At 47.5% G+C, this 13,972-nt stretch carries 11 protein-coding genes; all 11 read left to right on the forward strand.

What is annotated here, in order from left to right; all coding sequences use genetic code 11:
• Positions 1–20: 20 nt before the first annotated feature.
• The 11 genes from ACFQ88_RS18970 (at position 21) to ACFQ88_RS19020 (ending at position 13,736) form a co-directional block, all read left to right on the forward strand.
• A complete protein-coding gene (locus ACFQ88_RS18970; protein ID WP_379455285.1) occupies positions 21–719 on the forward strand; it encodes a response regulator transcription factor in 699 nt (232 codons plus the stop codon).
• Positions 712–1,821 (forward strand): sensor histidine kinase, encoded by a 1,110-nt coding sequence (locus ACFQ88_RS18975; RefSeq protein ID WP_379455287.1) that lies wholly within the window; start codon positions 712–714, stop codon positions 1,819–1,821. Before ACFQ88_RS18970 ends, ACFQ88_RS18975 begins: the two co-directional genes overlap by 8 nt.
• Positions 1,822–1,979: 158 nt before the next feature.
• On the forward strand, positions 1,980–2,837 hold the full coding sequence (gene vanY, locus ACFQ88_RS18980; protein WP_379455289.1) for a VanY-A/VanY-F/VanY-M family D-Ala-D-Ala carboxypeptidase: 858 nt from the start codon (positions 1,980–1,982) through the stop codon (positions 2,835–2,837).
• Positions 2,838–2,871: 34 nt separating this feature from the next.
• The gene (locus ACFQ88_RS18985) at positions 2,872–3,738 is read left to right on the forward strand and encodes a carbohydrate ABC transporter permease (protein WP_239625465.1); all 867 of its coding nucleotides are present in this window, start codon (positions 2,872–2,874) and stop codon (positions 3,736–3,738) included.
• 14 nt (positions 3,739–3,752) lie between these two features.
• On the forward strand, positions 3,753–4,613 hold the full coding sequence (locus ACFQ88_RS18990; protein ID WP_379455292.1) for a carbohydrate ABC transporter permease: 861 nt from the start codon (positions 3,753–3,755) through the stop codon (positions 4,611–4,613).
• Between the two features lie 40 nt (positions 4,614–4,653).
• The gene (locus tag ACFQ88_RS18995) at positions 4,654–5,814 is read left to right on the forward strand and encodes an efflux RND transporter periplasmic adaptor subunit (protein ID WP_379455294.1); all 1,161 of its coding nucleotides are present in this window, start codon (positions 4,654–4,656) and stop codon (positions 5,812–5,814) included.
• 42 nt (positions 5,815–5,856) lie between these two features.
• Positions 5,857–7,146 carry an ABC transporter substrate-binding protein gene (locus tag ACFQ88_RS19000; protein WP_379455296.1) on the forward strand — a complete coding sequence of 430 codons (1,290 nt, stop codon included), beginning with the start codon at positions 5,857–5,859 and terminating at the stop codon, positions 7,144–7,146.
• Between the two features lie 186 nt (positions 7,147–7,332).
• Positions 7,333–8,322, forward strand: a complete 990-nt coding sequence (locus ACFQ88_RS19005) for a quinone oxidoreductase family protein (RefSeq protein ID WP_379455298.1) — start codon at positions 7,333–7,335, stop codon at positions 8,320–8,322.
• A 168-nt stretch (positions 8,323–8,490) separates the two neighbouring features.
• Positions 8,491–9,339, forward strand: a complete 849-nt coding sequence (locus ACFQ88_RS19010; protein ID WP_379455300.1) for a helix-turn-helix transcriptional regulator — start codon at positions 8,491–8,493, stop codon at positions 9,337–9,339.
• 183 nt (positions 9,340–9,522) lie between these two features.
• A complete protein-coding gene (locus ACFQ88_RS19015; protein WP_379455309.1) occupies positions 9,523–10,671 on the forward strand; it encodes a response regulator in 1,149 nt (382 codons plus the stop codon).
• Complete coding sequence (locus tag ACFQ88_RS19020) at positions 10,668–13,736, forward strand: ATP-binding protein (RefSeq protein WP_379455311.1); 3,069 nt, start codon at positions 10,668–10,670, stop codon at positions 13,734–13,736. Before ACFQ88_RS19015 ends, ACFQ88_RS19020 begins: the two co-directional genes overlap by 4 nt.
• Positions 13,737–13,972: the final 236 nt, after the last annotated feature.

The raw sequence follows: 13,972 nt of genomic DNA on the forward strand, positions 1-13,972 counted from the left end.
GTATTACGGAGGTAGAGTGTATGAAGTCTATTACGATTCTAATAGCTGATGATGAGGCGGAGATTGCCGACCTAATTGAGCTGCATTTGAAGAAAGAAGGCTACCAGTGTATCAAAGCGGCTGACGGTCAGGAAGCAATCTCGGTTGTTAATACACACTCTATTGATTTGGCGATTTTAGATATTATGATGCCTAGAATGGACGGTTATGAAGTAACAAGGCAAATTCGAGAAAAACATCCGTTTCCTATCATTTTTTTAAGCGCTAAAGCTACCGATCTCGATAAGATTGCAGGGCTGGTGAGAGGAGCGGATGATTATGTGACCAAACCGTTCAATCCGATGGAGCTGGTCGCACGAGTCAACGCCCAGCTGAGACGGTCCATGCAGTTCAATCAATCGATGCAAGTGATGACTAAGCCTGCTTTGGAGGCTGGAGGGCTGATTATCAATCCTGAAGAGCGAACCGTGTTCTTGTACGGCAAGCTTGTTGAATTAACTCCGAAAGAATTCGATATTTTATTTTTGCTTGCCAGCTATCCCAAGAAGGTGTACAGCACGGAAAATATCTTTGAGCATGTGTGGGGTGAGGCATACTATGAAGGCAGCAATACGGTCATGGTACATATCCGAACCTTGCGGAAAAAGCTTGGAGAAGACATGCATAAGAACAAACTGATCAAAACCGTCTGGGGGGTGGGGTACTCGTTCAATGGATAACGTAATCCGAAGCTTTCGGTTTAAAATGATTTTACTATTCGGCTTGAGTATGTCTTTATCCGCTATATTTACCTATATCCTCTTCAAAATCCTGCAGCTCTACTATCATACGACGAAGTTTGAGGATCCGTCTACCAAACTGCGTTTTTTCATTCGAGAAATCGGGGATGTGAATTTCTTTTTGATCATATTTTTCCCGGTTTCCTTTTATCTGTTCTTTCTGTTCACCAAACGTTATGCGGCTTATTTTCATGTCATATCCAACGGGATTAACCAGCTTGCGAACGGTGATTTTAACAGTCGTATAAGTCTACATTCCAATGATGAATTTGGGGATATAGCGAGGGACATTAATCTGGCAAGCCAAAAATTGCAGCAGGCTATACAAAGAGGAGATTTTGCGGAAAACAGCAAGGAGCAGCTGGTTTTGAATTTGGCTCATGATTTGCGAACGCCGCTGACATCTGTTATAGGCTATTTGGATTTCATGCTTCAAGACGATCAGCTGACGGCGGAGCAAAGGAAGCATTATACAAGCATAGCTTTCACCAAAGCCCAGCGTCTGGAGAAGCTGATTGACGAACTGTTCGAAATCACCCGTATGAACTACGGAAAACTTACCATGGAAACAACGACGATCGATCTTAACGAGCTTCTCATCCAATTAACCGAAGAATTATTCCCTGTGCTGGAGAAAAATAATTTAACGGCCAGACTGAATATGACCCCGCATATGATCGTTTGGGGTGACGGAGAGCTGCTGGCACGCGTATTTGAAAATCTTCTGACGAATGCCATTCGTTATGGAGTAGACGGCCAGTTCATAGATATTCAATGCCATCCTGATGCAAAAGATGTAGTGATTCAAGTAGTCAATTATGGAGACAGTATTCCCCAGAAGGAGCTGCCGCATATCTTCGACATGTTTTTTAGTGGGGATAAAGCAAGAGCTCATAAAGACGGGGGCTCAGGTCTTGGCTTGTTCATCGTGAAGAATATTGTTGAGCAGCATCATGGCACGATTACGGCCCAAAGCAATCTCATTCGTACGGTATTTGAAGTCCGTATTCCACAAAAAAACATACCTGCAGAGCCCGCGTAACATAGGGGTTACTTGACATCGTCAGCTGGTAGGGACGATGTTTTTTTATTTTCAAGGACACAACTCTGATCCTGTGGTTTTAGAAAAATTTTAATTTTTGCGCTGCTTTTTCTTTAACAGTTTTCCTTAGTCTAAATGTAAGAAGAGGAGGACTGAAAATGAAGAAGTGGCTATTTTTATTTGCCGTACTTTTGGTGGCAGGGGGTATCGTCTTCGAACAGAATGAACAGCTCATGCAGGGCTACCCAGCTCGTGAAAAGGATCAAGAAGCGGTATCACAACTAAAACAACAAACGATAACGATTACAAAGGATCAGGTTTACCAAGGTGATCTGTTGTTGGTGAATAAGGAGTATCCCGTTCATAAAGAGGGAATCAAATCCGATGTGATCAAGCTGTCTCAGCATAAGCAGCTGATAAGGGGATATGGTTTGTTGGACAACCGTATTCAATTATCGGAGAGTGTGGCGCAACGATTTATAGAGATGGTGGGTGCTGCACAAAAAGATAAAGTCAGCCATTTCTCTATTACTAGCGGTTATCGCGGCCTGGAAGAGCAGAGTCAGCTTTATCAAGAAATGGGTTCGGATTACGCTCTTCCTGCTGGTTACAGCGAACATAATTTAGGGTTATCCCTTGATATCGGTTCTACGCAAATGGAGATGAATCAAGCGCCTGAAGGAAAGTGGCTGAATAAAAATGCGTGGAAATACGGTTTTATCTTACGCTACCCGAAGGATAAAGCAGCGATTACGGGGATCCAATATGAACCGTGGCATTACCGCTATATCGGACTGCCTCATAGTGCCATTATGCAAGAGAAACGATTTGTCTTGGAGCAATATTTGGATTACTTGAAGAAAGAGAAGAGCATTCTGTTTACCGTTGACGGTACAAAATATCAGGTCGCCTATTACCCAGTATCCCAAAATACCGCCATTAAAGTGCCGGCCAACCGCCAATATGAGATTTCCGGCAACAATATGGATGGAATCATTGTAACCGTACGCCTTTGAACTTTGGCTTTTGGAAAGGATGTTGTAGGCAACCATGAAGAACTGGCTCCGCAAGGATGCTTCGGTGGCATGGATGTTCCTCGCGCCGAGCGTTATCGGCTTTGCGCTGTTTTACCTGATACCGTTCGCTATGGGAATGTACTATTCTTTCATGGACAGTACGGTGGACGGCCATTTTGTGGGACTGGATAATTACCGAGAGCTGCTGGCGAGCGACTCCTTTCGGAAGGCGGCATCCAACACATTTTATTTTAGCGCTGTTAGTGTCCCGCTTATGCTTGTGCTGTCGCTAAGCTTGGCGATGCTGCTGAACCAGAATGTATACCTTCGAAATTGGCTGCGCACTGCGTATGTGCTGCCGCTTGTCGTTCCTGTAGCTTCGACCCTGCTGGTCTGGCAAATTTTGCTTGATTGGAATGGTTCCTTGAACGCCTGGATGAGCGGCAGCGGTATCGAACGAGTGGATTGGATGAAGACCGATCATGCTCGAATCGTGATCATTGCCGTCTATCTATGGAAGAACATCGGCTATAACGTGATTTTATTCTTGGCGGGACTGCAGCAAATCCCGAAAGATTATTACGACACCGCTCAAGTGGAAGGGGCAGGTCGTTTACGGCAGTTCGGCAGTATTACGATTGTCTGCTTAACATCCACCATATTCTTCGTAGTCATTATGTCGATCATTAATTCGTTCAAAGTATTTAGGGAAACGTATTTGATTGCCGGCGATTATCCGCATGACAGTATCTACATGCTGCAGCACTATATGAACAACATGTTCACATCGCTCGATATTCAGAAGTTGACTGCGGCGGCGATCTTGATGGCGGGCTGCATCCTTCTGATCGTCACTGGATTGTTTGCGGTTGAACGCCGGTATCGTCAGTTTATGGAATAGGGGGAAGGTTGGAGGTGCTTGCTGCCAAAATATTGAAAAAAGGCGTGTTGACGCTCTTCTTGGGCGCAATAGCCATAGTGTTCTTATTCCCAATTGTGATTACATTCACAAACTCGCTCATGACAGAGCAAGAAATTAGCATCAATTACGGCTCCATAGGGCAGATGAACCAAGCCGCTCGTTTCGTGAATTTGAAATTGCTGCCGGATCAAGTGACCTTGGAGCAGTATCGTAAGGTGTTGGTGGACAGTCCGAGATATCTCGCGATGTTCTGGAATTCGGTATTTATGGTAGTTCCGATCATCGCAGGACACACCCTGGTAGCATCTCTTGCAGCATACGCATTTTCCAAGCTGAAATTTCGCGGGCGGGAATCCTTGTTTCTCGTGTATGTTTTGACGATGCTCATGCCATTCCAAGTGACGTTAGTGCCGAATTACATTATGGCGGATAGGCTTGGGCTCCTAAATAGTCCGATCGCGATCCTACTACCAGGCATTTTCGCTGCTTTCGGCGTGTTCATGCTAAGACAATTCATGCTGGAAATTCCCTATGACTACATTGAAGCGGGAAAAATGGATGGAGCCGGGCATTTGCGGATCTTCTTCGAGATCATGCTCCCGATGGTTAAACCGGGTCTCGCTGCACTTGTTCTCCTCTTATTCGTTGATTACTGGAACATGGTGGAACAGCCGATAGTTTTTCTGGATGATCCGTTCAAGCAGCCGTTATCGGTTTATTTGTCCAGGATCAATGCTGAGCCGGGGGTTGCTTTTGCTGCGTCCGTCATTTATATGGCTCCGATGGTGCTGCTGTTTCTATATGCGGAAGCCTACTTCATAGAAGGTATTCAATTGTCTGGCATCAAAGGGTAGTGTCGCGATGTCGTCGCCTACCATGCAAGTGTAAGGGGAGATGGAGTTGGAAAAGAAGCCGGTTGATCATAGGCGAAAAAAAAGCATTCAAGTCGTGTTCATTGTATTTATGGGATTATTAGTGTTTTTTACGATATTCAGCAATACGCTGCAGTCGTTAGCCTTGCCGAAAGTGATAACGGAAAAGCCGGCCAAGGGAAGTCTTGTATTCACAATCGAAGGCAGCGGGAACCTGCAACCGCTCAATGAAGCTAACCTATCGAATGCTGCCGGATGGAAGGCCCGACAAATTCTCGTTAAAGCAGGTGATCTAGTGACGAAGGGGCAACAACTAATCATCTATGACAGCAAAACGGCCGAACGTGAACTGGAAGATGAAATGACCAGCCTAGACAAGCAAAAAATCGCTCTTGAAAGTATTCAAGACCAGCTTATCCAGTCAACCATGGATGGGGACGAGCTCAAGATTCGGAATGCAAGACGCGATCTCGAAACGAGAAAGCTTGATCTAGGGTTGCAGGAACGTAAAATTAACGATCTGAAAGACCGTCTATCGATCCAGAAGGAACTGACGGCTCCCTTCGATGGGGTGATTACGAAAGTAAATTCCGCACAAGGTCTGGCCTCGGCAGGTGAGCCTGATATTGTTATGACGAATAGCAGCCTTGGTTATCGATTCGAGCTTGTTGCCGATTCAAGCCGTTTGTCCAGCATTGCGATTTCGGCCGGTGAGAAAGTAGAGGTCGAAGTACACGCTGCGCAAGAACAACAATCCCGTATAATCGATGGCACATTAGACGAAGTGGCGAATGCAGAACCGCGAACCGCGAGCTCTTCTAATGAAGGGATAGGAAAGTCGGTAGCCATTCCACAAAAGATTCTTCGCGTAAAGGTCGTTGATCCCGGACTGAAAGGGGGTGAACAGGTACAGATCAAGCTCGAGAAACGATCGCGCAAAGAGGGATTGACCCTTTCCAATGAAGCTCTTCATCAGGATCGTGAGGGCATGTTTGTTTATAAGATTGACGAGCAGAGAGGAGCCATAGGCAACGTCTTTATTGTCCGCAAGGTCCGAATTCACTCCTATGAAATGAATGGCTATGAAACGATGATTCAATCCGATAGCATCTATGAGGATGACATGATTGTTCTGGAAAGCAGTGAGCCTTTGCAAGACGGAAACCAGGTTCGCCTGCAATAGTTTGATATATGTATATGAGAAATGGATAGGAGGATTTATTCAATGAGAAAGTTTCAATGGATACTATGTATTGGTATGTTAATAACGATAACGACTGCGTGCCGTTCTGGCGGCAGTGAGGAAGTGGAGCGCAAGGGGGGCAATGCATCAGGAGAGGGGAAGACCGTCGTTACTTTGTCATTGCAAAGATCGAGCGCATTTTTCCAGGCTGTAGAGAGAAAATTTGAAGAAAAAAATTCGGGCATCGACCTGCAAATCCAATCCACGGAAGATTATGAAAAATACCAGAAGACGACGAATACGGCGCTCTTGGCAGGCAGAGGCCCGGATATCTTCGAAATAAGCAGCTTGCCAATCGACGATTATATGAGCAAAAAGCTTCTCCTGAACCTGGATGAGCTCATGAAGCAAGATGCAACACTGAATAAGAGCGAGTTGCAGATGAATATTATAGATGCGTTGAAGATGAATGGCGGTTTGTATAGCATTCCATCCGGATTCAACTTGCGGGCGTTCGTAGGAGATGGGGATCTTCTGCAGAAGACAAACGTTGACGATAAGAATTGGACCTGGAAGCAGTTTGCGGAGATATCGAAGAAAATGGGGGAAAGCGGCAAGGAACGCCGTTATGCCTTAGCTAATGACCCGCCGGAAATACTCCTTCAAGAGATGATCGTGGATAAGTACGCGGAGTTTGTTGATCAAACGGCGAAGAAGGCAAAGTTCGACTCTCCTTTATTTTTGGAAGCGATGCAGCAAATTAAAAGCATGTATGATAATAAAGTCATGACCACGGAACCGGCTGACGTAGGCAAGCAAATGTTCTACTCTACCGTTTTGCAATCACCGGCAGATGTTATCAACGGCTTACATCAGTTCTACTCCAACCCGAAGCTGCTGCAAAAGCCTGAACAAAAAAGCGGGACCCGGATTGTCACCACATCCCAGTTCGCTATTCAAGCCAAATCTCCGGTTAAAGAGGAGGCATGGAAGGTGATTGCCTTCTTGTTATCCGAAGAGATCCAGTCCATGCAAGAGAGAGAAGGGTTTTCCATGCTTAAGTCTGTGAACGAGAAGCAACTAAACGATATTCAAGAACAAGTGAAAAAAGGTACATACAAGCTGCCAGACGGAAAAATACCAAAGGTATCGGACGAAGAATTCACTAAATTCAAACAGCTTCTTAGCACTGCGGATAACTATTCGATGGTGAAGGGGAGTATAATTTCCATCATAGGAGACGAAGCCAGATCGTTCTTTAGCGGGCAAAAGCCTGCGGAGGAAGTAGCCAAGCTGATCCAGAGCAGGGTGACCACCTTATTAAATGAGTAGGGAATATGGCGGTCCAAGCGATACAGCCCTTATGGATCCTTCACAATAGGTAATGCTTCCTTTCAGGATAAATTGATATTCTTCGCGAAGCCTGTTACTTTTTATACCCGTATAATCGAAACCTGTTTGGAGCCGCCCTTCGTTGGTAACATAAATTCGTAGATATCCTATGGGGAGGTATTCAAAATGAAATCGATTGTTATTGAAAGAGCAGGCGGAGCCGAGGTGCTGCAATTAAAGGAACTGCCGGATCTTACGCCAAGATACGGGGAGATGATCATCGATGTGGCGTATGCTGGCATTGGGCTCGTAGATATTCTGATCCGCAAGGGCGAGTTTACAGAGTTGTTTCCGTTCCCGGTGATCCCGGGCCTAGAGGTGTCCGGATATGTCCGCTCTATAGGAGAGGGCGTTCAGGGATTTACGATCGGCCAGCCGGTTGCATCTATGAAGCTCCTTGAGCTTGGAGGTTACGCGACTCAGGCTAGAGTAACGCCGCAGCTTACGGTACCGCTGGATACACTAGGAGGCGAATGGAAGATGGCCGAGGCGGCTGCCTCCATCGTTAACCTCACTACCGCCTATATGGCTGTCAAGCATGTGAGCCGGATGAAGGAAGGAGACACCGTCCTGGTTCATGCCGCTGCAGGAGGATTGGGCAGCTTTCTAGGGCAAGTCGCCAAGCGGTTCGGTGCCGGTATGTTATTGGGAACAGTGGGCACATCGGACAAGATCAAGCTCGCTTCCTCGCTTGGATATGATGAACTGCTGCTGCGCTCGGATTTTGCCAATGAAACCAAACGATTGGCGGGAGTACAGGGAGTCGACGCTATTTTTGACCCGGTTGGCGGAGAGACGAGGGATCACAGTCTGGAGCTCCTGAAGCCGCTAGGTCAAATGATCGCTTTGGGCAATGCCAGCGGCGGCAAGCTGATGCATGACACGAATGAGATTTGGCTGGAAAATAGGAATATCGTCGGTTTTAACCTGGGTGCATATGCCGTATATGATCCGGAGGCGGTGGGAAAGGCAGCGAGGGAAGCGCTGCAGCTGCTCGCGAACGGGGATGTACGCTCGGAGATGTACGGTATCTATCCGATGGAGCAGGCAGCTGAGGCGCATCGGCTGCTCGAAAGCCGGCAAACGTCGGGCAAGCTGGTGCTGCAGATGGGATAACGGATAGCAGCATATTAAGCAATAACAATCGTTAGATCATCAAAGCGATATTATGCCACAAGCTACAGCCTCACGCCCGCCCTAAGGCGGAGCGGAGGCTTTATTTTGCTACAGCAGGAATGGTATCATTTGAATATTGTACTCTTAAGTCACGGAGGTGATAGGTAAATGACGCAAAGCCGGAATCTGCTTGGAGAGTTCTTAAAATCGCGCAGAGAAAGGCTTCAACCGGCGGATGTCGGCATCGCCGGCGGATACGGGAGAAGGAGAACCCCCGGACTTCGCAGGGAAGAAGTCGCGGAAATGGCGAATGTCAGCACCACATGGTACACGTGGCTGGAGCAGGGAAGAGACGTGGCTGCTTCCAGGGAAGTTATGGAGAGTATCGCCAGAGTGCTGCTCCTGTCTCATGACGAGAGGCTGCATGTCATGCGGCTGTCGGGGTTTGGCGATCTTCCGGATTGGTCCGAACAACAGCTTGCTTCGCCGATCGAACCGGGACTGCAGAAGATCATCGACCAGCTGCCGTATCCCTCCATCATTGTCAATCGCCGGACCGAAATTATCGCGTGGAACCGCCAGGCGCCTCGTTTCTTATATGACTTCCTGGAAGACCCTGTGATGGGCCGCAACATGGTCTGGTCCCTCTTCATGAATCCGTATTTACGGAACCGAGTTCTGAACTGGGAAGATTTTGCCGAATATAGCGCCGCTATCCTCCGCTCGTATCATGGGCAGTCGAAGGGGGACCCGTGGTACGAGACGTTCGTCCAAAGACTTTCCAAGGAAAGTGCAGAATTCGCCGCCCGGTGGGATCGTCACAATGTCAAAGAGAAGCAGACGCAGCCTTTTCTGCTGAACCACCCGGACTTTGGTGAGTTGTCGTTCGAAATCAACACCTTTGGCCATATTAACGGCAACGAAGACCTGCATTGCTGTGTCTATTCGCCAATCGCAGGCACCGGTACCGAGGAGAAGCTGGTGAAAGGTCAGGCAACACTAACAGTAGAGCAATGAAATATGCACCAAATATAGAAGTCGCATGGGATGCGGCTTTTTCTTTTTTTTATCCCCGGTTGTCAAGGTAGTTGGACCTAGTATCTTGGTTATTCGTGGAAAAAAAAGAGCAGGACATCGTCTGATTTTGTCGAATTAATTACTCACATACAAATGAGAGCTTTGGGCAATGGGGGAGCATTGATGATTCGCGTCGTACTGGTTGATGATGAGGAGCTCGCGCTGGATATGCTGGAAATTATGCTGTGCGAGCTCGGCAATGTGGACATTGTCGGTAAATATATGAATCCGCTGCAAGCCGTTGAGGAAATCAAACAGCAGCAAGTGGACGCTGTCTTCTTGGATATTGAAATGCCGGGTATGAAAGGCGTGGACGTGGCGCGCGCCATTCAGACGGCCCACCCTGGTTTGCATATTATTTTTACAACGGCTTATGCCGAGTATGCTGTCGAAGCGTTTGAAATTCATTCGCTCGACTATTTGTTGAAACCGATTAAACAGGATAGGCTGCATCATTCGTTTAAGCGGATTGAAGAAGCTGTAGCAGGACGGTCTGGAGGATATGAAGAGAGCGGTAGCCCGAGAATCTGCTGTATGGGCAGCTTCTCGGTTAAGCTCGGGCAGAGCGAAAGCACGCAATTGTCATGGCGGACGAACAAGGAAAAGGAGCTGTGCGCACTGCTTGTCCACCGATCCGGTCAAACCGTAGAGAGTACCGTCATTATGGAGACGCTATGGCCGGAATCGAATGCCGAGAAGGCAAGGACCTATTTGCATACGTGCATATCGCTGCTTAGAAAAAATATACGGGAGAGCGGCTTGCCGTTAACCGTTCGTAAGACGGCCCATGGTTATTCGCTTGATTGCGGCAGCCTCGTTTGCGATGCAACCGAGCTGGAACAGCTGCTCGACAAAACGCTGGAAGATACGGGGCTTGGCGTACCGCGTCTGGAGCGGATCATGGCTCTGTACAAGGGGGATTACCTGGAAGACTGTGACTTTATTTGGGCGTACCACAGGCGCGATAAGCTGGCGGACAAATATGTGCATGCGCTTCGCAGGCTCGCTCATTTTTTCAAAAGCAATGACCAGCGCTCTTATGCGCTCGAGTGTCTGCGCAGGAGTGTAGCGATTTCTCCGGATTCCGAGCAGGATAGCCGGGAGCTGATGAAGCTGCATATGGAGATGGGGGATCGCAATGAGGCGATTAAAGTATACCGGCAGCTGGAGCATGAGGTACGCGAGCGTCTCGGTGTCGAATTGGAGCCGGAGACCGCTGCGTTGTACCAGCAGTTAACTTCTTCCCATTTCCGAATCAGGAGCGGCGCGTGAAACAGAAGATAGCAGCACTTTTAATTACAGTTGCTATGGTCGTGTGCACGTACGGAACGATCCCTTGGATATTGAAGCTTAAAGATGACGGAGCGCCGAAGGCGGAGCATGGTGTGCTCGATTTACAACCCTGGCGTTTCGCCGAAGAAGGCGTAATGAAGCTCGACGGCCAGTGGGAGTTTTATCCCAATCAGTTATTGTTCGCGCAAAATTTTGCTGAGGGAAGTGTGCCCGCTCCTCGGATGATTTCCGTGCCGGGATCATGGTCGGACCAAATGAGCACCTTCGGCAGCGCAACGTATCGGCTGCTCATCCAAAACGAGGAAGATAACCGCTTATACGGGTTAAAAACATTGTCGATCCCTATGGCTAACCATATTTATGTGAATGGCCAACTAATCGGGAAGAGCGGAGATCCTGCTAATAACCGGGCTTATGATGCGCGGAATAAGCCATTTGCCGGTTTTTTTACTTTGAAGCGGGGAACCAATGAAGTTATTGTTCAAGTTTCGAATTATGATTTTCCGGCAAGCAGCGGGATAAATCATTCTATTTACATCGGGTACGCCGAACAGATCTCGAAGATCCAAAGTAAAGCGATGGCCTATGATTGGATAAGGCTTACGGCCTTCATGATGGTAGGCGTGTACTTCGTCGGCTTATATACTCAACGGAGAAATGATCCGTCCATCTTCATGTTTGGCTTGATTTGTTTGTTTACTGGCGCTTTTACGTCAATGAGGGGCGAGAGAGTGGTGTATGAGCTCGTCCAATCCTTGCCGGGATGGCTGTTCCTGCGCCTCCAATATCTCTCGGTCGTCGGAGTCGGCATGTCGTTTTGCCTTTATATTTATACAGGCTTTCGGAGTTATTGCTCCAGGCGAATCATATGGTTTATGCTGGTTATCGGATGTATTTTAACGATCGGGTATGCGTTGTTTTTCTCCTATTTCCAGCAAGCGGCTATGCAGCCGGTATCGACGTTTTATGCGGTTTTCCCGATTTTTTATGCGTTGTATGTGTTTATACTGGCTGCCCGGCAAAAAGTGGAAGGAAGCTTGTATTTGGCGGTTGCCGCAGTCGCGCTCAACCTTTATGCTTTTGTGCAAAATTTGAATGTTTATTTCTTCGTGCCGCTATTCACGTTTCCGCCGATAGAACCGTTTTTGTTCCTGCTGATGCTGACCTTGCTCATGTCGCTTCGTTTCTCGAATGCGTTCAAGCAGAACGAGCAGCTGTCGATCCAGCTCATTCAGGCCGATAAGCTGAAGGATGAATTTTTGACGAAGACGGCACACGAGTTCAAAACGCCGCTCCATGGCATGATGAACATTGCCCAGTCCGTGCTGGAAGACCACCGGTATCCTTTAACGGCGCAGCAAAAGGAAAGCCTCGGAATTATTACTACGGTTGCAAAACGGTTATCTATGCTTGTATACGATATATTGGACTTTTCAAAATTAAAACAAGGGGAAATGACGGTAAATCCTGTTCCGATTCATGTGCGATCTGCGGTAGAAGTTACTTTGAAAATCTTCGTTTTTATGACCGGAGATAAACAGGTGCAGCTCATCAACAACGTACCGAACGAGCTTCCATTCGTATTGGCCGATCCTAGCCGTTTCCGGCAAATTATCAGCAATTTGCTGGATAATGCAGTGAAGTATACGGAACATGGCACGATTGAAGTGCAAGCGGCCGAGCATAACGGGATGATCGTCATATCCGTCAAAGATACGGGAATCGGTATTGATGAACAGGATTTGCCTGTCATATTCGAGCCGTTCAAATCGCTGAAGATCGATTCCAATCAAAGCTTCGGACTGGGCCTGCCGATAGTAAAGCAGCTGCTGGAGCTGCAGCAGGGCGATATTCGGGTAATGTCCGTCAAAGGAGAAGGATCGGTATTCACATTTAGTCTGCCGTCCGCAGCGGAATACACTGAGATGGAGGATGCAGAATCCCGCATTGGCGACAATGCGCCCAGTGAGCTGCGCAATGCAACCGAGCAAAGCTATTCTTTCATGACACCCTATGTATCCGAGCGAGAAGGGACATTTACGATTTTGCTGGTCGACGACCAATTCTCCAATTTGAAAGTGTTAATTGATCCGTTAGAGCGGCTGGACTACAAAGTCATCGCCGTGAAGGACGGGGAGGAAGCCTTGCAGCAAATCGATGGAGGGCATTCCATTGATCTGGTCATCCTTGATCTGATGCTGCCGGGGTTGTCGGGATTCGATGTGGTGCGTGAGCTTCGCAAAAAGTACAGTCTCTTGGAGCTTCCAGTCCTTATGGTGACGGCCTCGATTCAGCCTGAGGATAAAATTGTCGCGTTCGAGTCGGGGGCCAACGATTATTTGCCGAAGCCATTCGATGCAGCGGAATTAAAAGCGCGCGTCAAAAGCCTGCTTGTCATGAAAGAGTCGGTGGGCAAGATGGTTGATCTGGAGGTTGCGTTTCTTCAATCTCAAATTAAGCCGCATTTCTTATATAACGTATTAAATACGATTATGGCGCTTAGCTACACGGATGCGACGAAGTCGAGAAAGCTAATAACGGACCTCGCCGATTATATGAGAGGAAGCTTCTCCTTCAGCAACATTCAGAAGGGGGTCCCGTTCAGCAGTGAGCTTGTCTTGATTGAATCGTACGTCGAAATCGAAAAGGCAAGATTTAAGGATCGCATCCGCATCGAATACGAGATCAGTGAATCCGTAAGAGATGTTATGCTCCCGCCTTTGCTTATTCAGCCGCTTGTTGAAAATGCGATTCGGCATGGTATCGGAAGCCGGCTGGAAGGCGGTGTCGTGCGTATAAAAGCCTCCGAAGCAGGAGGTCAATATGAAATCGAAGTCGAAGATAACGGTGTTGGGATAGAACAGCATAGGTTGATGCAGCTGTTGACACGAGATCCGGATGGCGAAACAGCTTCCCGTTCAGGCGTAGGGCTGCTAAACATCCGTAAAAGGCTGAAATTTATGTACGGTACAGAGCTAAGCATCGAGAGTACGGTAGGCTTGGGTACAAAAGTAACGGTCAGTGTACCGACTCTAGAGATGTGATGCTTCATGCCTAGAGGAAAGTCTCCTTCTGTATAAACCGCAGAGGGAGACTTTTTTATTCAGGCTGGAGCAGCGTCTTCATCTAATATTTTAAATGGATAGAGTCTTCAGATTGCTTCTGAAAAGGCTCTATCTTTTTTTGTTAATAATGGACGAACGCGTACTTACGTTTGGGGGATCGGGATAATCGGAGTTTAAATTAACTATTAAGTTAATTAAATAACATGTAGTTGACG

The sequence above is a fragment of the Paenibacillus sp. NPDC056579 genome (assembly GCF_042793215.1).
GTDB lineage: Bacteria > Bacillota > Bacilli > Paenibacillales > NBRC-103111 > Paenibacillus_S.

Excerpts from the sequence above, each read along its gene's own strand:
- ACFQ88_RS18970 (WP_379455285.1), top strand. The coding sequence starts at position 21 with ATGAAGTCTATTACGATTCTAATAGCTGATGATGAGGCGGAGATTGCC.
- ACFQ88_RS18975 (WP_379455287.1), top strand. The coding sequence starts at position 712 with ATGGATAACGTAATCCGAAGCTTTCGGTTTAAAATGATTTTACTATTC.
- vanY (WP_379455289.1), top strand. The coding sequence starts at position 1,980 with ATGAAGAAGTGGCTATTTTTATTTGCCGTACTTTTGGTGGCAGGGGGT.
- ACFQ88_RS18985 (WP_239625465.1), top strand. The coding sequence starts at position 2,872 with ATGAAGAACTGGCTCCGCAAGGATGCTTCGGTGGCATGGATGTTCCTC.
- ACFQ88_RS18995 (WP_379455294.1), top strand. The coding sequence starts at position 4,654 with ATGGAGTTGGAAAAGAAGCCGGTTGATCATAGGCGAAAAAAAAGCATT.
- ACFQ88_RS19000 (WP_379455296.1), top strand. The coding sequence starts at position 5,857 with ATGAGAAAGTTTCAATGGATACTATGTATTGGTATGTTAATAACGATA.
- ACFQ88_RS19005 (WP_379455298.1), top strand. The coding sequence starts at position 7,333 with ATGAAATCGATTGTTATTGAAAGAGCAGGCGGAGCCGAGGTGCTGCAA.
- ACFQ88_RS19010 (WP_379455300.1), top strand. The coding sequence starts at position 8,491 with ATGACGCAAAGCCGGAATCTGCTTGGAGAGTTCTTAAAATCGCGCAGA.
- ACFQ88_RS19015 (WP_379455309.1), top strand. The coding sequence starts at position 9,523 with ATGATTCGCGTCGTACTGGTTGATGATGAGGAGCTCGCGCTGGATATG.